Source organism: Nonomuraea sp. NPDC048881, assembly GCF_040649795.1.
In the GTDB taxonomy this organism is placed as follows: Bacteria; Actinomycetota; Actinomycetes; order Streptosporangiales; family Streptosporangiaceae; genus Nonomuraea.
Map to the genome: position 1 here is coordinate 164,083 of NZ_JBEZGC010000001.1, position 17,505 is coordinate 181,587.

At 71.0% G+C, this 17,505-nt stretch carries 19 protein-coding genes; 8 read left to right on the forward strand and 11 right to left on the reverse strand.

What is annotated here, in order from left to right:
* Positions 1–165 precede the first annotated feature (165 nt).
* A complete protein-coding gene (locus AB0C33_RS00835) occupies positions 166–816 on the reverse strand; it encodes an FHA domain-containing protein (protein WP_352362084.1) in 651 nt (216 codons plus the stop codon).
* A 181-nt stretch (positions 817–997) separates the two neighbouring features.
* On the opposite strand from AB0C33_RS00835, the gene AB0C33_RS00840 reads away from it, so the two are divergent.
* The 4 genes from AB0C33_RS00840 (at position 998) to AB0C33_RS00855 (ending at position 4,185) form a co-directional block, all read left to right on the forward strand.
* Positions 998–2,119, forward strand: a complete 1,122-nt coding sequence (locus AB0C33_RS00840) for a citrate/2-methylcitrate synthase (RefSeq protein WP_358282320.1) — start codon at positions 998–1,000, stop codon at positions 2,117–2,119.
* Complete coding sequence (locus AB0C33_RS00845; RefSeq protein WP_358282322.1) at positions 2,116–2,415, forward strand: DUF3017 domain-containing protein; 300 nt, start codon at positions 2,116–2,118, stop codon at positions 2,413–2,415. The genes AB0C33_RS00840 and AB0C33_RS00845 overlap by 4 nt, the downstream gene beginning before the upstream one ends.
* 53 nt (positions 2,416–2,468) lie before the next feature.
* Positions 2,469–3,686 (forward strand): NADP-dependent isocitrate dehydrogenase, encoded by a 1,218-nt coding sequence (locus tag AB0C33_RS00850; protein ID WP_358282324.1) that lies wholly within the window; start codon positions 2,469–2,471, stop codon positions 3,684–3,686.
* 193 nt (positions 3,687–3,879) lie between these two features.
* Positions 3,880–4,185, forward strand: a complete 306-nt coding sequence (locus AB0C33_RS00855; RefSeq protein ID WP_358282326.1) for a hypothetical protein — start codon at positions 3,880–3,882, stop codon at positions 4,183–4,185.
* On the opposite strand, the gene AB0C33_RS00860 is transcribed toward AB0C33_RS00855, so the two are convergent.
* On the reverse strand, positions 4,172–4,762 hold the full coding sequence (locus AB0C33_RS00860; protein ID WP_358282328.1) for a GNAT family N-acetyltransferase: 591 nt from the start codon (positions 4,760–4,762) through the stop codon (positions 4,172–4,174). The two genes, AB0C33_RS00855 and AB0C33_RS00860, sit on opposite strands and share 14 nt — an antisense overlap.
* Positions 4,763–4,814: 52 nt before the next feature.
* Between AB0C33_RS00860 and AB0C33_RS00865 the strand changes: the two genes are divergently transcribed.
* Positions 4,815–5,738 (forward strand): LysR substrate-binding domain-containing protein, encoded by a 924-nt coding sequence (locus AB0C33_RS00865; protein WP_357969738.1) that lies wholly within the window; start codon positions 4,815–4,817, stop codon positions 5,736–5,738.
* Here AB0C33_RS00865 and AB0C33_RS00870 read toward each other — a convergent pair.
* From AB0C33_RS00870 to AB0C33_RS00890, 5 genes are read right to left on the reverse strand one after another with little or no spacing between them, the layout of a single operon-like run.
* Positions 5,707–6,459 carry a serine hydrolase gene (locus tag AB0C33_RS00870; RefSeq protein WP_358282330.1) on the reverse strand — a complete coding sequence of 251 codons (753 nt, stop codon included), beginning with the start codon at positions 6,457–6,459 and terminating at the stop codon, positions 5,707–5,709. The two genes, AB0C33_RS00865 and AB0C33_RS00870, sit on opposite strands and share 32 nt — an antisense overlap.
* The gene (locus tag AB0C33_RS00875; RefSeq protein WP_358282332.1) at positions 6,456–8,039 is read right to left on the reverse strand and encodes a D-aminoacylase; all 1,584 of its coding nucleotides are present in this window, start codon (positions 8,037–8,039) and stop codon (positions 6,456–6,458) included. The genes AB0C33_RS00870 and AB0C33_RS00875 overlap by 4 nt, the downstream gene beginning before the upstream one ends.
* A gap of 31 nt (positions 8,040–8,070) precedes the next feature.
* Positions 8,071–8,823: an amino acid ABC transporter ATP-binding protein gene (locus tag AB0C33_RS00880; RefSeq protein ID WP_358283896.1), complete on the reverse strand. Its 753-nt coding sequence runs from the start codon at positions 8,821–8,823 to the stop codon at positions 8,071–8,073.
* A gap of 1 nt (position 8,824) precedes the next feature.
* Complete coding sequence (locus AB0C33_RS00885) at positions 8,825–9,655, reverse strand: amino acid ABC transporter permease (RefSeq protein ID WP_358282334.1); 831 nt, start codon at positions 9,653–9,655, stop codon at positions 8,825–8,827.
* Complete coding sequence (locus AB0C33_RS00890; protein ID WP_358282336.1) at positions 9,652–10,521, reverse strand: ABC transporter substrate-binding protein; 870 nt, start codon at positions 10,519–10,521, stop codon at positions 9,652–9,654. The genes AB0C33_RS00885 and AB0C33_RS00890 overlap by 4 nt, the downstream gene beginning before the upstream one ends.
* A gap of 122 nt (positions 10,522–10,643) precedes the next feature.
* Here AB0C33_RS00890 and lysA point away from each other — a divergent pair, with 122 nt between their 5' ends.
* Positions 10,644–11,879 (forward strand): diaminopimelate decarboxylase, encoded by a 1,236-nt coding sequence (lysA, locus tag AB0C33_RS00895; protein WP_358282338.1) that lies wholly within the window; start codon positions 10,644–10,646, stop codon positions 11,877–11,879.
* 46 nt (positions 11,880–11,925) lie between these two features.
* Here the strand turns inward: lysA and AB0C33_RS00900 are convergent, their stop codons facing one another.
* On the reverse strand, positions 11,926–12,441 hold the full coding sequence (locus AB0C33_RS00900; protein WP_358282340.1) for a pyridoxamine 5'-phosphate oxidase family protein: 516 nt from the start codon (positions 12,439–12,441) through the stop codon (positions 11,926–11,928).
* 102 nt (positions 12,442–12,543) lie between these two features.
* A complete protein-coding gene (locus AB0C33_RS00905; protein WP_358282342.1) occupies positions 12,544–13,002 on the reverse strand; it encodes a MarR family transcriptional regulator in 459 nt (152 codons plus the stop codon).
* A gap of 66 nt (positions 13,003–13,068) precedes the next feature.
* Between AB0C33_RS00905 and AB0C33_RS00910 the strand changes: the two genes are divergently transcribed.
* Both AB0C33_RS00910 and AB0C33_RS00915 read left to right on the forward strand, forming a co-directional pair.
* Positions 13,069–13,566, forward strand: coding sequence for an SgcJ/EcaC family oxidoreductase (locus tag AB0C33_RS00910; protein ID WP_358282344.1), 498 nt, complete (start codon positions 13,069–13,071; stop codon positions 13,564–13,566).
* Between the two features lie 108 nt (positions 13,567–13,674).
* A complete protein-coding gene (locus AB0C33_RS00915) occupies positions 13,675–14,703 on the forward strand; it encodes a polysaccharide deacetylase family protein (protein WP_358282346.1) in 1,029 nt (342 codons plus the stop codon).
* Here the strand turns inward: AB0C33_RS00915 and AB0C33_RS00920 are convergent.
* Positions 14,697–15,779 carry a hypothetical protein gene (locus tag AB0C33_RS00920; RefSeq protein WP_358282348.1) on the reverse strand — a complete coding sequence of 361 codons (1,083 nt, stop codon included), beginning with the start codon at positions 15,777–15,779 and terminating at the stop codon, positions 14,697–14,699. The genes AB0C33_RS00915 and AB0C33_RS00920 overlap by 7 nt on opposite strands.
* On the reverse strand, positions 15,776–17,452 hold the full coding sequence (locus tag AB0C33_RS00925) for a hypothetical protein (protein ID WP_358282350.1): 1,677 nt from the start codon (positions 17,450–17,452) through the stop codon (positions 15,776–15,778). Before AB0C33_RS00925 ends, AB0C33_RS00920 begins: the two co-directional genes overlap by 4 nt.
* Positions 17,453–17,505: the final 53 nt, after the last annotated feature.

A 17,505-nucleotide genomic window follows, 5' to 3' on the forward strand; every position in this document is an offset into this window, starting at 1 on the left:
CGTTCCCTGACCGGCGTCGAGCACGGCGCGCGCCACCGGCCTGTCGGCCCGCGGTCGCCCGCCGTCGCCCGTTCCGCGCCCAGCAGGGGTGAGCGCAGTGATCTCTCGATGGTTCCGACGCTGCCGGAACCCCTCGCCGAAGCCCCGGTCGCGATCTGGCTCCCTCTAGGAAGCCCTCCTACCGGCCGCCGACGGCTGCTGCTCAGCCGCGGCGCCCGCCGACCGCTGTGGTGGCACCACAGGGGTCGGGCGCACCAGCCCGAGCGCGACGACCTCGTTGGCGAGGCGCGTGCGGCGGTTGGTGCCCTCAGGAATCCTGAACTTCTGGTACAGCCGCAGCAGGTGTTGCTTGACCGCGGCTTCGGTCACGACCAGGTCGTCGGCGATCTCGCGCGCCGTCGCCGGAGCGACGAACGCCTCGTCGGACAGCGCCGGCCTGCAGAGCGAGGTCAGCACATCGACCTCGCGCCTGGTCAGCTCGGGCGCCGCCGCCCTGCGCAGCTCGACCTCGGGGGTGAAGTCCTCACGGGGGACTCCACCGATGCGACCCCGCGCCGCGCCGAACGAGACGACGTCTCCGTCGTCAAGGACCCTCCGGGCGATCGGCCTGCCGTTCACCCGTGTGCCGTTGCGGGACAGGCCCAGATCAACGACGTACAGGTAGGGTCCTCGTCTGACGAACTCGGCATGGAGTCGAGACACACTGGGGTCGGTGAGCCGGATGTCCACACCCCGGCCTCTCCCGACCGTCGTGATCTCGGGGCGCAACGGGACCACGTCGCCGGTGTCCTCGATGCGTATGAACGGCCCCTCCACGGCAGTTCCTCCCCAGGTAGCCCGCCGTAACTATTACTACAGCTCCGGCTTACCCAACCGAGGGGATGCGGAATCTCCTTTGCCGAAAGGAGAATCCCCCGTGAAATTGGTTTGGACCTCTGCGAACGGTTTTACCTGCTCACGGGTAGACTTCGGAGGAAGATAAGCGGAGGAAACACTCATGGCGGACAAGCCCACGAAAGGCCTGGCCGATGTCGTCGCCGCGTCCACAGCGCTGAGCGACATCGACGGCAAGGCCGGTCGCCTGTTCTACCGTGGATACGACATCCACGATCTGGCCGGCCGAGCGACGTTCGAGGAGACCGCGTACCTGCTGCAGCACGGCAGGCTGCCCGACCGGGCCCAGCTGGAGGCGTACGGCGCCGACCTGGCCCAGGGCAGGGAGCTCGGTGCGCTGGTCGCCGCCAACGTGGCGGAGATCGCCGAGAAGCAGAAACCCATGGAGGCGCTCCGCTCCCTCGTCTCACTCTCCGGCGCCGACGACCCCGACAAGGACTCCACCGCCCCCGACGCGAACCTGCGCAAGGCGGCCCGCCTGACCGCGCAGCAGCCCGTGCTGGTCGCCCGCTACCACGCCGCGCGCACCGGCGGCGCGGTCCCCGAGGCCGACCCCGAGCTCAGCATCGCCGGCAACTTCCTGCTCCAGGTCACCGGACGCGCCCCCGAGCGGCGTGCGGTCGAGATCTTCGACGAGTGCCTGGTGCTGCACGCCGACCACACGATGAACGCCTCGACGTTCGCCGCCCGCGTCTGCGCCGCGACCCTGTCGGACATGCACTCGGCCATCGTCGCGGCCATCGGCACGCTCAAGGGCCCGCTGCACGGCGGCGCGAACGAGCAGGTCATGAAGACCCTGGAGTCGATCCCGCCGGGCGGGGTGGCCCAGGCCGTGCGCGACAAGCTCGCCGCGGGCGAGAAGATCATGGGCTTCGGCCACCGCGTCTACAAGACCGAGGACCCGCGCGCGACGCATCTGCGCCGCATGTCCGCCGAGCTGGCCGAGGCCGCCGGCGACGACACCTACTACCGGATGTCGAAGGAGATGGAGGAGGTCGTCTTCGAGACGAAGGGCCTCTATCCGAACGTCGATTTCTACGCGGCGTCGGTCTACCACTACCTTGGCATTCCGACGGACCTGTTCACCCCCGTCTTCTCGATCAGCCGCATGTCCGGCTGGACCGCGCACGTGATCGAGCAGCATGCCGACAACAGGCTGATCCGGCCCGACAGTGAATACATTGGCGAGCGCGATCAGAAGTGGAAGCCAATAGAAGAGCGTTGAGCCGAGAGAACGAACGTGAACGCTGGGGACCGTTCCCGCTGATCGTGGCGGGAGCGGTCGCCGCCGTGCTCGTGATCCTGTTGGTGGACCCGCGCTGGGGCGGGTTCGCGCTGGGCGGTGTGCTGATGGTCGCCGCCGCGCTCCGGTTCGCCGGGTTCGACGGGCAACTGGCCGTCCGCGACAAGAAGACGGACGTCATCACGCTGATCGCGTTCGGCTTCCTCATGGCCCTGACCTCGCTCGCGCTGTACAACAACGGGTTCAAGGCCTGGCTCCTGTCCCTTTTGGCCGGTTGACGGGACGGTCCGATAGCCTCAACGCATCCATTCATTGAAGGGGAACCATTCGCATGCCCAAGATCAAGGTGGAGGGTCCGGTCGTCGAGCTCGACGGCGACGAGATGACCAGGATCATCTGGCAGTTCATCAAGGACCAGCTGATCCTTCCCTACCTCGACGTCGACCTGAAGTACTACGACCTGGGGATCGAGTACCGGGACTCGACGGACGACCAGGTCACCATCGACGCCGCCAACGCCATCAAGAAGTACGGCGTCGGTGTGAAGTGCGCCACCATCACCCCCGACGAGGCGCGGGTCGAGGAGTTCGGGCTCAAGAAGATGTGGAAGTCCCCCAACGGGACCATCCGCAACATCCTCGGCGGCGTGATCTTCCGTGAGCCGATCATCATGTCGAACGTGCCGCGGCTCGTGCCCGGCTGGACCAAGCCGATCGTCGTCGGCCGTCACGCCTTCGGCGACCAGTACCGCGCCACCGACCTGGTCATCCCCGGCGAGGGCACCCTGACCCTCACGTACACGCCGAAGGACGGCTCCGAGCCGATCGAGCTCGACGTGTACGACTTCCCGGGCAGCGGCGTCGCCATGGCGATGTACAACCTCGACGAGTCGATCCGCGACTTCGCCCGCGCCTCCATGCGCTACGGCCTGGCCCGCAACTACCCGGTCTACCTGTCGACGAAGAACACCATCCTCAAGGCGTACGACGGCCGCTTCAAGGACATCTTCGCCGAGGTCTTCGAGACCGAGTTCAAGGCCGACTTCGACAAGGCCGGGCTCACCTACGAGCACCGCCTCATCGACGACATGGTCGCCGCGGCGCTCAAGTGGGAGGGCGGCTACGTCTGGGCCGCCAAGAACTACGACGGCGACGTGCAGTCCGACACCGTCGCCCAGGGCTTCGGCTCGCTCGGCCTGATGACCTCCGTCCTCATGACCCCCGACGGCCAGACCGTCGAGGCCGAGGCCGCCCACGGCACCGTGACCCGCCACTACCGCGAGCACCAGAAGGGCAACCCCACCTCCACGAACCCGATCGCCTCGATCTTCGCGTGGACGCGTGGCCTGGCCCACCGCGGCAAGCTGGACAACACCCCCGCCGTGACCGACTTCGCCAACAAGCTGGAGCAGGTCTGCATCGAGACCGTCGAGAGCGGTCAGATGACCAAGGACCTCGCCATGCTGGTCGGCGGCGACGCCAAGTGGCTCACCACCCAGGACTTCCTGGCCGCCCTGGACGAGAACCTCAAGAAGAAGATGTCTGCTTGAGAGAAAGCGGCCTCTACCTGCGGCTTCGTCGCACGGTAGGGGCCGTTTCGCATGTCCGGGGCCGTCTGCGGGCCGTCTCTGTCGGCGGGCGTCGGTCCGGGGGGTTGACGGGCGAGCAGGGGCGATTATGGTCCGTTTAGGAAAGTTTCCTAAGAGAAGCTTCCGTCCCTCTCACGCATCAGGAGGCGTCCTCGTGCTGTCCAGGAAGTGGGCCACCGGCCTGCCCGCCGCGACCCTGCTCACCACCGCGCTGCTCGCGGGCTTCGCCCCGGCCGCCCACGCCGTCCCCGACGGCTGCACCTCCAGCGTGAACGGCTCCATGGCCGAGAGCCGCTGCACCGGCGGCACGGGCCAGCACCAGATCGCGATCACCGTCCTGCACGTCAACCCCGCCGTCGGGTACGTCTACAACGTCGGCCCGTGGGTCTCTCCCGGCCAGGTCTCCTCGGCCGCCATCCCGCCCGGCACGATCATCTCCATCCGCGTCAACAAGCGCTGACCCGCTGGAGGCGCCAGTCGCTCGCGGTGAGGCGGTACAGGACGTGGCGGCGCAGCCGGTGGCCGGGCGGCAGGACGGGATGGTCGAAGTCCCCCTCGGGGTCGTGGACCATCCCGAGGCGCCGCATGACGGCGCTGGAGCGGGTGTTGACCGTGGCCGTGAAGGAGACCACCTCCGCCAGGCCGAGCCGGTCGAAGGCGAAGCCGAGCGCGGCGGTGGCCGCCTCGCTCGCGTAGCCGTGCCCCCACGACCTGCGGTCGAGCCGCCAGGCGATCTCCGTCGCGGGCATGAAGGGGGCCTCGAACGTCGGCCGGTGCAGGCCGGTGAAGCCGATGAACTCGCCGGTGTCCAGCCGTTCCAGCGCCCAGCGTCCCCAGCCCTGCCGGGTGATCAGGTCGTCGCCGGCGTCGGCGAGCGCGTCGCTCTGCTCGCGGCTGAGCGTGGCGGGGAAGTGTTCCATGACCTCGGGATCGGCGTTGAGCTCCGCGAAGGGCTCGCGGTCGGAGGGGCGCCAGGGCCGCAGCAGCAGGCGCTCGGTACGCAGCTCGACCGGCGGCAGGTGGGTGGAGTCGATCACCGGTCACATCTTATGCGCGGGACGAGGTGGGGGAGCTCGTACTCTTGGTCCCGTGTTGAGTAGTAACCGGCTGCGTGTCCTGCTTGAGGTGTTCAGGACGGGCAGTATCGCCGGTGCGGCCAGGGTGCTGAAGTTGTCGCCGTCCGCGGTGTCCCATCAGCTGTCCCGGCTGGAGCAGGAGGCGGGGGTCGGGCTGGTCGAGCGCAACGCCCAGAGCCTGCGGCTGACCGAGGCGGGACGCCGCCTGGCCATCCGGGCCCAGGAGGTCGTCGACATCATCGAGGCGGCCGAGAAGGACCTGCTCGCCCAGGCCAGGGTGGACGCCGGCGAGCTGCGCATCGGCTTCTTCGCCTCCGCCGGGTACCGGCTGCTGCCGCTGGCGTTGTCGCGGTTCGCCTCCCGGTATCCCAAGGTGGCGCTCGACCTGGTGGAGGGCCAGCCGTACGAGCTGCTGCCCGATCTGGAGCGCGGCGCGCTCGACGTGCTGGTGGTCTTCGAGCACGCGCTCGATCCGTGGCAGTGCCCGGAAGGGGTGGAGGTCGTCCACCTGTTCGACGAGCCGCAGTTGCTGGTCCTGCCGACCGGCCACGCCGCCGCCCAGCGGCCCAAGGTGCGGCTGGCGGACCTGGCCGAGGAGCCGTGGATCACCACGTTCGGCGCCGAGCACCCGGTGTCGATCCTGGAACGGGCCAGCACGCTGGAGGGCTTCTCGCCGCGGATCCGCTGCCGCAGCGACCACTACGAGGTGACGATCGGCCTGGTGCGGGCCGGGCTCGGCGTCGCGCTGGTGCCGAGCCTCGGCCTGCAGGGCGCGACCGGGCTGCACACCTGCCGGCTGACCACGCCGAACCTGTTCCGCAGGATCGGCGTGGCCAGGCGGCCGACCAATCCCAACCCGGCCGCCCGGTCGTTCCTGGCCTATCTGCGTACGGCCTCGGCCCAGCTCAGGAACTCGCTGGAGCCGTCGTTGCGCTGAGGCGGGCGGCGACGTCCAGGCCGGCCCGCCGTACGGCGGAGGTCAGGTCGTGCTCGCTGCCCGCGGGGCCGTGGGCCAGGACGGCGTAGGCGACGCGGCCGTCCATGATGCCGACGTCGGACCGGACGCCCTCGTCGGTGCCGGTCTTGTTGGCCAGCCAGTCGCCCTCGGGATCGTGCCTGACCAGGGCGGGGACGAGCCCGTGGTCGGTGTTCTGGCGCATCCAGCCGCGCATGAGCGCCTGCCAGCCGCCCGGACCGGCGAGCAGCGCGGCCAGGCCGGACAGCTCGGCCGCGGTGCCGATCGCGAACGTCGGCGGGTCCTGCGGGGTGCGCGGTTCCCTGATGCGGTCGAGCAGCCTGGTCCGCGACAGCCCGAGGGCCGCGGCGGCGGCGTTGACCCGGTCCAGGCCGATCGTGCGCAGCAGCGCGTTCGTGGCGGTGTTGTCGCTGACGGCGGCGGTCAGCAGGGCGAGGTCGCCGATCGTCCAGACGCGCGCGGACAGCGACGTGAGCAGCCCGGAGCCGCCGCAGTAGTCGTCGTCGTGCAGCGTCACGGGCGTGTCGGGGGCCAGGATGCCGCCCTCGACGCTCATGGCCACCTCGGCCAGCAGCAGCAGCTTGCCGACGCTGGCCAGCGGCAGCTCGGCGTCCTCGTTGACGCCGTGGAACTCGCCCGTCACCAGATCCCTCGTCGCGACGGCGAGCGTGATGTCGTTCACCGCCCGATGATCCTTCCTGGTCTGTCCTCGGTGAGCCTGTTGTCCTGCACGGCGAGCCGTCCGGCCACCACGACGGCCCTGATGCCGACGGGAGGCAGCAGCGGGTCGGCGTAGGTCGCGCCGTCGGCCACCGTCGCGGGGTCGAAGAGCACCAGGTCGGCGTGCGCTCCGTCGCGCACGACGCCCCGGTCCGCCAGCCCGAACCGGTCGGCCGCCATGCCGGTCATCTTGTGGACGGCGGTCTCCACCGGGAACAGCCCCTGGTCGCGGGAGTAGCGGCCGAGCACCCTGGGGAAGGTGCCGGCCAGCCGGGGGTGCGGATGGCCCGGCTTGGGCACGCCGTCCGAGCCGATCATGACGTACTCGCTCGCCAGGACCCGCTGGACGTCGTCCTCGCGCATGGAGTGGCTGATGATCGTCACCTCGCCGTCCTCGGCGAGCAGCAGCTCGGCCGCCGCGTCCACCGGGTCACCGCCCAGCTCGGCGATCGTGCGGCCCTCGGCCTCGGGATGACGGGTGGCGCAGGCGACCGAGATGCGGTCCCAGCCGCCGTTGCCGACGGTGTTCTCCCAGCCCGGCACGCCGTCCTCGATGGCCGCGCGCATCCGGTCGCGCTGGCCGGGGTCGCGCAGCCGGTCGAGCAGCGCCTCGGTGCCGCCGTCGTTGGCCCACGGGGGGAACATCGCCGACAGCGACGTGCTGCCCTCGGTGTAGGGGTAGACGTCGCAGGTCAGGTCCATGCCCTGGGCGCGCAGCGCGGCGATGCGGGGGAGCGTGCGCAGGGTCTTGCCCCAGGCGTGCTTGCCGGCCGTCTTGTGGTGGCTGACGTGCAGCGCGGCCCCGCTGCTGCGGGCGATCTCGACGGCCTCCTCCAGCGCCTCCTCCACGCGCGACATCTCGTCCCGCAGGTGGGTGACGTACGGCTTGCCGTGCCGGGCCGCGACGCGGGCCAGCGCGACCACCTCGGCGGTGTCGCCGTACGTGCCGGGGGTGTAGATGAGGCCGGTGGACAGCCCGGCGGCGCCGGCGGCCAGCGCCTCGTCGAGCAGCGCGCACATGGTGGCGAGCTCGGCGGGGGTGGCCGGGCGGTCCTCGTAGCCGAGCACGCCGGCCCGCAGGGTGCCGTGGCCGACGAGGGAGGTCAGGTGGTTCGACCGGGGGGCCCGCTCGTGCGCCGCGACGAACCCGTCGTAGTCCTCAAAAATTGGGATGTCGCCGCCGAAGCCGGCCCTGCTCGACCGGCGCAGCGCCGGCACCCGGTCGGGCAGCGCCGGGAACAGGCTCGACCCGCAGTTGCCGCAGATCTCCACCGTGACGCCCATGAGCACGGGCGCGGCGGCCAGCTCCCGGCCCGCCTCCCCGAGCAGGGTGACCGCGTCGGAGTGGGTGTGCACGTCGATGAACCCGGGCGCGACCACCAGCCCGGCGGCGTCGATCACCCGCCCCCCGCCGCCGTCGGACGGGCCGCCCCCGGGCAGCAGGACGAGGCGGTCACCGCGGACGCCGACGTCGGCCCGGCGCAGCGGCGCGCCCGTCCCGTCGGCCACGAGGCCACCGCTGATCAGCATGTCGAGGCTCACGCGGCCGAACCCTCCCTGAGAAGCGAGCCGTTCACAGCACCTGCCCGAGGAAGGCGCGGGTGCGCTCGTGACGCGGCGCGGACAGCACCTCGCGCGGCGGCCCCTCCTCCACGATCACGCCGTCGTCGATGAACACCAGGTGGTCGCCCGCCTCTCTGGCGAAGCCCATCTCGTGGGTCACCACGATCATCGTCATCCCGCTGGCCGCCAGGTCGCGCATGACCTGCAGCACCTCCTGCACCAGCTCGGGGTCGAGCGCGCTGGTCGGCTCGTCGAACAGCATGAGCTTGGGGTCCATGGCCAGGCTGCGCGCGATCGCGACCCGCTGCTGCTGGCCGCCCGACAGCTGCCTGGGGTAGTGGCCGGCCCGGTCGGCCAGCCCCACCCGGTCGAGCAGCGTCTTCGCGCGCTCGGCCGCCTTCGCCTTCGACAGGCGCTTGACCGTGCACGGGCCCTCCATGACGTTCTCCAGCGCGGTCATGTGCGGGAACAGGTGGAAGCGCTGGAAGACCATGCCGATCTCCTGGCGCTGGCGGCACAGCTCGCCGGGCCGCAGCAGGTGCAGCTTGCCGCCCTGCTCGCTGAAGCCCATGAGCTCGCCGTCGACCCACACCCGGCCCGCGTCGATCGTCTCCAGCCGGTTGACGCAGCGCAACAGCGTCGACTTGCCGGACCCGGACGGGCCCACCACGCAGACCACCGCGCCGGCCGGCACGTCGAGGCTGACGCCCTTCAGCACCTCCAGCTGGCCGAAGCGCTTCCGGACCGATTCGATCTTCACCATGCTAGTGGCCACGGCTGAACCTCCTCTCCAGGGAACGCTGGCCGAAGGTGGCCACGGTGGTGAGCAGCAGGTACCAGGTGGAGGCGACCACCAGCAGCGCGATCACCTCGAAGTTGTCCAGGTAGATGCGCTGGGAGACGGTCAGCAGCTCCGCGCCGGAGATGACCGAGACCATCGAGGTGGTCTTCAGCATGGAGATGAACTGGTTGCCGGTCGGCGGGATGATCACCCGCATCGCCTGCGGCAGCACGACCCGGCGCAGGATCTGCCGGTGCGTCATGCCCAGCGACTCGGCCGCCTCCCGCTGCCCGGGATCCACCGAACGGATGCCCGCGCGGACGATCTCGGCCATGTACGCGCCCTCGTTGATGGTCAGCCCGAGCAGCGCCGCCGTGAACGGCGTGATCAGCTCGTTGGCCGGCCACTGGAGGAACATCGGGCCGCCGAACGGCACGCCGAGCCCGATCTCGGGGAAGACCAGGCCGATGTTGAACCAGAAGATGAGCTGCACCAGCAGCGGCGTGCCCCGGAAGAACCAGGTGTAGAGGCCGGCCGCGCCGCGCAGCACCGGGCTGTCCGACAACTGCATGACGGCGGCGACCACGCCGAGGGCGACGCCGATGACCATGGACAGCGCGGTGAGCGCGATCGTGATCCACAGGCCGCCGAGCACGCGGCCGTCCAGCAGGAACTCGGCGATGACGTCCCAGTGGAGGTTGGGGTTGACGATGACGGTGTAGGCCAGCCACGCCATCACCAGCGCCGCGACCACCGCCGCGACGAGCCGCCCGGGCCTGGGCGGCTTCACCGCCTCGATCGGGAGTTCCATCATGCGCCGGTGTTGATCGTGACCTTGGGCACGGCGTTGGCCGTCGTGCCGTACTTCTCCAGGATCTTGCCGTACTCGCCGCTGTCGATCAGCTCCTGGAGCGCCTTGGCGACGGCGTCGCGCAGGCCGGTCTGCTTCTTGTCGATCGCGATGCCCCAGGGGCCGGCGTCGTACTGCTCGGCCAGGACCTCGTACTTGCCGGTCTCCTTGGCGTACATGGCGGCCACGGGGGAGTCGACGATCGTGGCGACGGTACGGCCGGAGTCGATGGTGAGCAGGCCGGTGGGGGCGTCCTCGCTCTGCATGATCTCCATCTTCTGGGCGCACTTCTCGTTCTGGCGCTTGCCGATCTCCAGGTTGGAGCTGCCCTTGGCCAGGACGACCTTCTTGCCGCACAGGTCCTCAAGGGTCTTGATGCCCTCGGGGTTGCCCTTCTTGACCATGATCGAGCCGCCGGCGTTGAAGTAGTCGACGAAGTCGACGGCCTTGCGGCGCTGTTCGAGGTCGCTGAGCGCGGCCATGGCGATGTCCCACCGGCCGCCCTGCAGGCCGGGGATGAGACCGTCGAAGGAGGCGTTGATGATCCGGGTCTTCAGCCCGAGCCGCTCGCCGACCGCCACGGCCAGGTCGGCGTCGACGCCGGTCATCTCCTGGGTGCCCGGCTTGTACATCTCCATCGGGGGATAGCCTTCCGAGGTCGCCATGCGGAGCTCGCCGGACTTCCGTACGGAATCCGGGACGAGGTCCTTGGCGCTCTTGCCGGTCGAGGAGGGCGGCGTGGGGGCCGCCGCCGTACCCGAGGTGGACCTCCCGCATCCCGCGCCGAGCGCGCAGGCCGCCACCAGGGCGATGACCAGGTGTGTTCGCATGGCATGTCATCGTGGCCAGGCAGTCAGGCGGCACCAAGCCTCGTGAAGGCATGCGACCCTGAGCAACGAATCCGTCGATGCTCGACCCTTCATGCCCTCGCGGTTGTTTACGCTCGCCCCTCATGAGTTTGGACATCTGGCCCCAGACCACCACATGGCACGACGGGGAGCTGCGGCTCGGCGGGATCGGCGCGGTCGAACTGGCCCGGGAGCACGGCACGCCCGCGTACGTGCTGGACGAGGCCGACTTCACCGCCCGCGCCCGCGCCTGGCTGGACGCGCTGCCCGACGGCGACGTGCACTACGGCGGCAAGGCGTTCCTCTGCCCCGAGGTGGTGCGCTGGCTGGACCGGCTGGGCCTGTCCCTGGACGTCTGCACGGGCGGCGAGCTCGCCGTGGCCATGGCCGGCGGGATGCCGCCGGAGCGGGTCGTCTTCCACGGCAACAACAAGTCGGCCGACGAGCTGCGCAGGGCCGTGGCCTGGGGCATCGGCTGCGTGGTCGTCGACTCCTTCGCCGAGATCGAAAGGCTCGCCGCGATCGCCGCCTCCCTGGGCGTCCGGCAGCGGGTGATGATCAGGGTGACGCCGGGCGTGGACCCGCACACCCACGCCTTCATCGCCACCGGCGGCGAGGACTCCAAGTTCGGCTTCTCGCTGAGCGCCGGCGCCGCCGCGCTCGCGGTGGCGCAGGTGACCGCCGAGCCCGCGCTGGAGCTGTACGGCCTGCACTCCCACATCGGCTCGCAGATCTTCGAGCTGGACGGCTTCGGCACCGCCGCCGCCAGGATGGCCGCCTTCGCCGCCGAGACCGGCGTCACCAGGCTCGACCTGGGCGGCGGCCTCGGCATCGCCTACACGCCGGACGACCCCACCCCGCCCACGCCCGCAGAGCTGCTCGCCGTCCTCAGGAAGGAGACCGCGGGCCTGCATCTGGCCGTCGAGCCCGGCAGGTCGATCGCCGGGCCGTCCACGGTCGCCCTGTACGAGATCGGCACGATCAAGGGCCGGTACGTGAGCGTGAACGGCGGCATGAGCGACAACCCCCGCCCCGGCATGTACGGCGCCGCCTACACCGCCGCCCTGGCCAACCGCGCCTCCGACGCCCCCACGAGCGCGTTCACCGTGGTCGGCAAGCACTGCGAGAGCGGGGACGTGCTGGTCAGGGACATCGCGCTGCCCGGCGACGTGCGGCCCGGCGACCTGCTCGCCGTCCCGGTGTCGGGCGCGTACCAGCGCTCGATGGCCGGCAACTACAACCACGTGCCCAGGCCACCGGTCGTCGCGGTGCGCGACGGGCAGGCGCGGGTCATCGTCCGCCGCGAGAGCGAGGAGGACCTGCTGCGGCTCTACCTGTGACGCGGCCGCTCTACCTGTGACGCGGCGGCTGGGCCGCGCCGGCCGGTCAGGGCGTGAGCTTGGCCAGGTCGGGGGCGTAGGCGGTCATCCAGCTCGGGTGCAGCCGGTAGTAGACCACGTCGTTCTCCCAGTCGAAGGCGTCCGCGCCGTAGAAGTCCTTGAAGTAGTCCAGGATGGCCGGCCAGTCGGCGGCCGGCTCGCCGTCCCGCGGGTTGAGGATCTCCACCCTGCCGTGGGTGAACACGCCCAGGTCCTCCCCGCGCATGTGGGCGACGCTGGCCGCCGGGCGGGCGGCGAGGTGGCGCGCCTTGGCGGCGCCGCTGGCCGTGCCGAAGTGCCATTTGCCGTGCAGGAAGTGGCCGTCGGCGCCGCTGATCCGCGGCTCGCCCTTCGCCGTCACGGTGGACACGGCGAGGACGCGCATGCCGGTCAGGATCCCGGTGAGCTGCTCGGCGGTCAGGGTGCGCTCGGTGACGATCGAGCGCAGGTGCGAGGTGGAGCGGGAGAGCGAGGCGTCCAGGAGCGCCTGGAGCTCTTCGAGCTCCTGCGGGGTTTCGCGCATTGAGGTCCTTGTCTGTACGTACGTACCGGCCCGCGGTCGGCGCCGGCCGGTGGGACCATGCTCGACCGGAAACCCGACACCCTGTGTCGTGTTTTCCGGAACTCAGGACGAATCTCTGACGCGGGCCGCCTGTTCCTCCTGGACCCTGCGGGCGGTGCGGAGGAAGCCGAGGATCACCGCCAGCTCGTCCGGCCCATAGCCCTCCAGCGCCCGCGCGCCCGCCTGGCCGACCGGGACGAAGATCTCGGCCTCGGCGGCGCGGGCGGCGTCGGTGGCGGCGACCAGGACGCGGCGGCGGTTGGCCGGATCGGGCGCGCGGGCCACCATGCCCGCGCGTTCCAGCCGGTCGATGACGGTGGTGACGGCCGCCGGGCTGAGCTTCAGCGCGAGGCTGAGCGCGCCCGCGGCGACCGGCCCCTCGGCCAGGACGACGTCGAGGCAGCGCAGGTCGGTGCGGTTGAGGCGGAGCCGGGCCGCGGCGGCCTCGTCGAAGGCGTCGAAGCTCTGCTGCAGCTGCCGGAGCTCCATGGCGATCTCTCCGACGACGGAACGTTTCGACATTCGAACCTTTCTGCTATCGTACTTTTCGTCAGTCGAAATGACGATATCACTTCCGGAGGCACCGCCATGCGCTCGACCACCCTCGCCGCGTCCGACACCGCCGAGATCCAGCGCCTGTTCGCCGACTTCATGGCGGCCTGGACCGCCGGGGACGCCCGCGCGTTCGGCGCCCTGTTCACCGACGACTCCGACTACGTCTCCTACGACGGCACGATCGCCCGCGGCCGCCGCGCGCACGAGCTCAACCACGACAAGCTCTTCCGCGGTGTCCTGGCCGGCTCGGCGCTCGTCGGCGACCTGGAGTCGGTGCGCTTCCTCACCCCCGACGTGGCGCTCGTGCACGGCACGGCCTCCGTCCTGATGCCCTGGCGGTCCACGCTGCCCAGGCGGCGGCTGTCCCGGCAGACCGTCGTCGCGGTGCGGACGGGCCAGGGCTGGCGCATCGGCGCGATCCACAACGGCCGGGTCCGGCCGGTCACCGTCCCGGAGCCGGACGCGTTCCCGTCCCGGATGTCGCAGCTGATGGCCCGGGTCGCCCGCCGGCTCGGCCTCGGCAGGAGATGACGGTTTTCGCAATCCCTGACCCTTCCTTGACGAGGTCGCGGCGTGGCGCAGTTGATCATCTGGGTAAGGCCCAACCTGTAACAGTCGTACGCGTCTCGGGGGGTTCGGATGCGACTGGGTATTTTGACAGGAGCGGGGCTCCTTGCGGCCGCCGTCGTCCTGACCGGGTGCGACTCGCCGCCCGACACTGCCAAGATCACCGACAGCAAGGCCGAGGCCGCGGCCAGGCTGAAGCAGAGCAAAGCGGCCAAGATCGCGCTGGCGCGCAAGGTGAAGGCGAACGAACTGGGCCAGATCCCGGTGCTGATGTTCCACCGGGTCATCAAGAACCCGGCCACCACCGACGACAGGACGCCGCAGCAGTTCCGCTCGGACCTCGAACGGCTGGTCAAGGAGGACTACGTCCCGATCAGCGCGTCGGAGATGGTGACCGGGAAGATCAACGTCCCGGCGGGCAAGCATCCCGTGGTCCTGACGTTCGACGACTCCTCGCCCTCGCAGCTCACGCTGAACGAGATGGGCGTCCCGCAGCCGGACACCGCCGTGGCGATCCTGCGCGAGGTGGCCGCCAAGCACCCGGGTTTCCGGCCGGCCGCCACCTTCTACGTCACCCGCGACATGTTCGGCAAGACCGTGCGCGAGGAGCAGGCCCAGACGCTGGGCTGGCTCAAGGACAACGGCTTCGACATCGGCAACCACACCCGTGACCACGTCAACCTGCACGGACGCTCGGAGAAGGAGGTGGAGGACCAGATCGGCGGCATCGCCAAGCAGATCGACGACCTGACCAAGGTCAAGCCCAACTCCATCGCCCTGCCGTACGGCAACCAGCCGCGCAACAAGAACTGGGCGCTGCACGGCAAGCTCTACAACCACGCCGGCGCGTTCCTGGCCGGATACACGCCCGCGCCGTCGCCGTTCAGCAAGGCGTTCGACCCGGGCGGCATCCCGCGGATCCGGGTCATGGAGAAGAAGGGCGACTGCGCGCAGTTCTGCTCGGCGGCCTGGCTCGACTGGCTCAAGAACAACCCGGACATGCGCTACACCTCGGACGGTGACGTCAGCACGGTCGCGTACCCGAAGTTCAAGAACCCGTACCTGCGCAAGTCCTTCACCACCTGGAGCCTGCCCTACTGACGGACGCGCCCGAGCACCACGCTCAGCTCGGCGGGTTGCAGCATGAAGTCGGCCACCTCGCCGGTGACGTCGATCGGGCGGACGGCCGCGGTGCGCAGGTCCAGCACCAGGTAGGCGGTCTCGCCCAGCGGGCCGTTCGCCCTGACCGTGAGGGTGTCCTCGTCCTCCCAGCGCAGCAGGGCGGCGAGCCACCAGCCGGTGGCCAGCCGCGGCGTGACCGTGCGCACGTGTTCGCCGGTCTTCGTGTCGAACAGGGCGACGCCCTGCTGGAGCACGCCGCCGGGGGTGAGCTCCCGGTGCCGTGACGCGATCAGGCGGCCGGAGGGGGACGGTTCGATGGCCCACTCCACGTTGCCCGGCATGGTGTAGCTGCGCAGCAGCTCGCCCTTGGGCGAGTAGACGGCGAACCACACCGACCTGAGGTGGCCCGGGGAGCGGCGGGAGGGCTCGCCGCTCTTCATGACGAGACCTTCCGACGTCCATCCGGCGACCTGCCCGCGGTCCGGGAGGCGGGTGGCGGTGCCGCGCGCGACGTCCACGATCACGGGCGGCTCCAGCACCACGTCGGTGTCCTTGGTCAGACGGTCGGGCTGGAGGAGCAGGTGCCGGCCGTCCAGGGAGAACAGCGGCGGCTGAGCGCCGAACAACGCCGTGACGGTCCCGCGCGGCTGCCTGACGGGGAGCCGTTCGACGGCTCCCGTCCGCAGGTCGGCCACGACGTAGGTGTTGTCGCTGTCCCTCAGGAAGGCCGCACGCCGGCCGTCCCGGCTGAGGGCGAACATCGTCCCGTCGAAGCTGTACGGCAGGCGGCCGCGCTCCGCGCCGTCCCCGACGAGGATCATGTGCGCGCACTCGTCGCAGCTCGGGACGTACGCGTAGCGGATCGGGGTGGCGTACTTCGTGCGCTTCGCGGGCTTCACCGGCTTCTCGGCCGTCTTGGTCGCAGTGACCGGCTGGGAGCGGACGAACCGCACGCCGGGCTCCGCCGTCAGGGGCGCGGCGACCCACGCGGCGGCCAGCACCACGCTCAGGGCGGCGGCCCCCGCCCGCCAGGGCAGCCTCCGGCGGCGCGTCACGCCAGCCTGCCGACGACGACCTCGCCAAGGCGGGAGGGGACGTTCTTCACCTGGCGGCTCTTCCCCGTCTCCAGGTCCACGAGGTACAGGACGGGATCGTCCCAGCCGAGCATGACGAGCAGGCGCCCGTCCTCCGTCCACCGCACCAGCTCGGCCTCGACGCCCGGCCCGCCCAGCGTCGCGCGCGCCCGCACCCGGCCGCCGGTGCGCGGATCCATGGTCAGCACCTCGTTTTCCGAGAAGAGGACCAGGCGGTCGCCGTCGGGCGTGAGCAGCGCCTGCAACGCCGGGTCGAAGGGCGTCCTGGTGCGTACGGCCCCCCGCGCGTCGAGCGTGACCAGCTCGGTGTCGGGGGCGCCCTCCAGGGCACGCCGGCCGGTGGTGGCCACCACCTTGCCGGGCACGACGCCGATCACGCGGCCGATGCCGGGCAGCCGCCTCCGGGCCCCGGTGACGGCGTCCACCAGGTCCACTCCGTCGGGCCAGGTCAGGATGACGTGCCGGTCGTCCTGGCCGAAGGCCGCGTCGGGCACGCCTTCGCCGGGCCGGGTCAGCGGGCGCGGGGCGTTCTCGGCGGACAGGTCGTGCAGCACGAGACGGCCGGTCGCCGCGTCCAGGTAGATCAGGCGGTAGCCGTCGCCGCTGATCACGAGCGGCGCCCGCCGATTGCTGATCGGCATCACCGCGCGGGCCTGGGGAAGGGCGACCGTCTGCCATGAGCCGGCGCGTCTCAGGTGCAACCGCCAGCGGTGGTGGCTCTGGTCGGCGTAGCCGATCGGCGCGGGGAGCGGCCCGGTGAGCGCCGCGGGAGCAGGCGGCGAGGCGCCACGCCAGACCACGAGGCCGTTCCAGGCCATGATCAGGCAGACGGTGACCAGCGCCGCCGACACGGCGCGCCAGGGCACCCGCCACCGGCCCGGCACACCGGGCCGGGGACGTCCGGAGAGGATCCAGGCGAGCAGGGGCAGTCCCCGAACCGCAACGTGGCTGAGGAGAAGCAGGTCGTCGTGGAGGCCGGGCAGCTCGGAGAGCGGCGCCGCCCACAGCGCTGCCGCGCTCCCGCCCGCCATCAGCATCCGGGCCGTGTCCGACCTCATGGCCGCCTCGGCGGCGACCAGATCGGCGGGCCCCTGCGCGAGGGGGCGGCCCAGATCGTGCAGCACGGCCTGGACGATCACCACGACGGCGAGCGTCCACGCGGCGGCGGCGCGTCCGGCGAATCCGACGTCACCCAGGAAGGAACGTGCCACCACGTGGAGCGCGACGCCGCAGGAGAGGGCGGCGCAGATGCGCCAGACGATGACGAGCGGTCGTGACCCGAGGCCCAGCCGCGGCGCGCGGAGCGTCCGTGGTCTCGGCCCGCCGCCCCTGGACAGCTCGCCGGCCAGCACTCCGAGGGTCCAGCCGCCCACCGGCAGGAAGAGGCGGAGGCCGAGGTCGCCCGAGACCGGCGGCAGCGCCATGAGAACCGTTCCCGCACTCGCCCCCGCCCACCGGAACCGCCGGGTGACCTGCATGTGGCGCAGCATCGCCGGGCCGTTGAACGCGGTGAAGGCCACCTGCTGCCGGGCCGAGAACCGGTCCGCGGCGGCCCGGCTCATCGGCCTGTTCGCGACGAGCGCCGCTGTCGCCGCCGACAGCACCGCGACGGCGACGACGATCACGATCACCATGAAGAGGCCTCTTCCGGCCCACCCAGGAAGGGGGCACAATACGCCTTTCCGGG

Excerpts from the sequence above, each read along its gene's own strand:
- AB0C33_RS00840 (WP_358282320.1), top strand. The coding sequence starts at position 998 with ATGGCGGACAAGCCCACGAAAGGCCTGGCCGATGTCGTCGCCGCGTCC.
- AB0C33_RS00850 (WP_358282324.1), top strand. The coding sequence starts at position 2,469 with ATGCCCAAGATCAAGGTGGAGGGTCCGGTCGTCGAGCTCGACGGCGAC.
- AB0C33_RS00880 (WP_358283896.1), bottom strand. The coding sequence starts at position 8,823 with ATGGTGAAGATCGAATCGGTCCGGAAGCGCTTCGGCCAGCTGGAGGTG.
- AB0C33_RS00885 (WP_358282334.1), bottom strand. The coding sequence starts at position 9,655 with ATGATGGAACTCCCGATCGAGGCGGTGAAGCCGCCCAGGCCCGGGCGG.
- AB0C33_RS00890 (WP_358282336.1), bottom strand. The coding sequence starts at position 10,521 with ATGCGAACACACCTGGTCATCGCCCTGGTGGCGGCCTGCGCGCTCGGC.
- lysA (WP_358282338.1), top strand. The coding sequence starts at position 10,644 with ATGAGTTTGGACATCTGGCCCCAGACCACCACATGGCACGACGGGGAG.
- AB0C33_RS00900 (WP_358282340.1), bottom strand. The coding sequence starts at position 12,441 with ATGCGCGAAACCCCGCAGGAGCTCGAAGAGCTCCAGGCGCTCCTGGAC.
- AB0C33_RS00905 (WP_358282342.1), bottom strand. The coding sequence starts at position 13,002 with ATGTCGAAACGTTCCGTCGTCGGAGAGATCGCCATGGAGCTCCGGCAG.
- AB0C33_RS00910 (WP_358282344.1), top strand. The coding sequence starts at position 13,069 with ATGCGCTCGACCACCCTCGCCGCGTCCGACACCGCCGAGATCCAGCGC.
- AB0C33_RS00915 (WP_358282346.1), top strand. The coding sequence starts at position 13,675 with ATGCGACTGGGTATTTTGACAGGAGCGGGGCTCCTTGCGGCCGCCGTC.
- AB0C33_RS00925 (WP_358282350.1), bottom strand. The coding sequence starts at position 17,452 with ATGGTGATCGTGATCGTCGTCGCCGTCGCGGTGCTGTCGGCGGCGACA.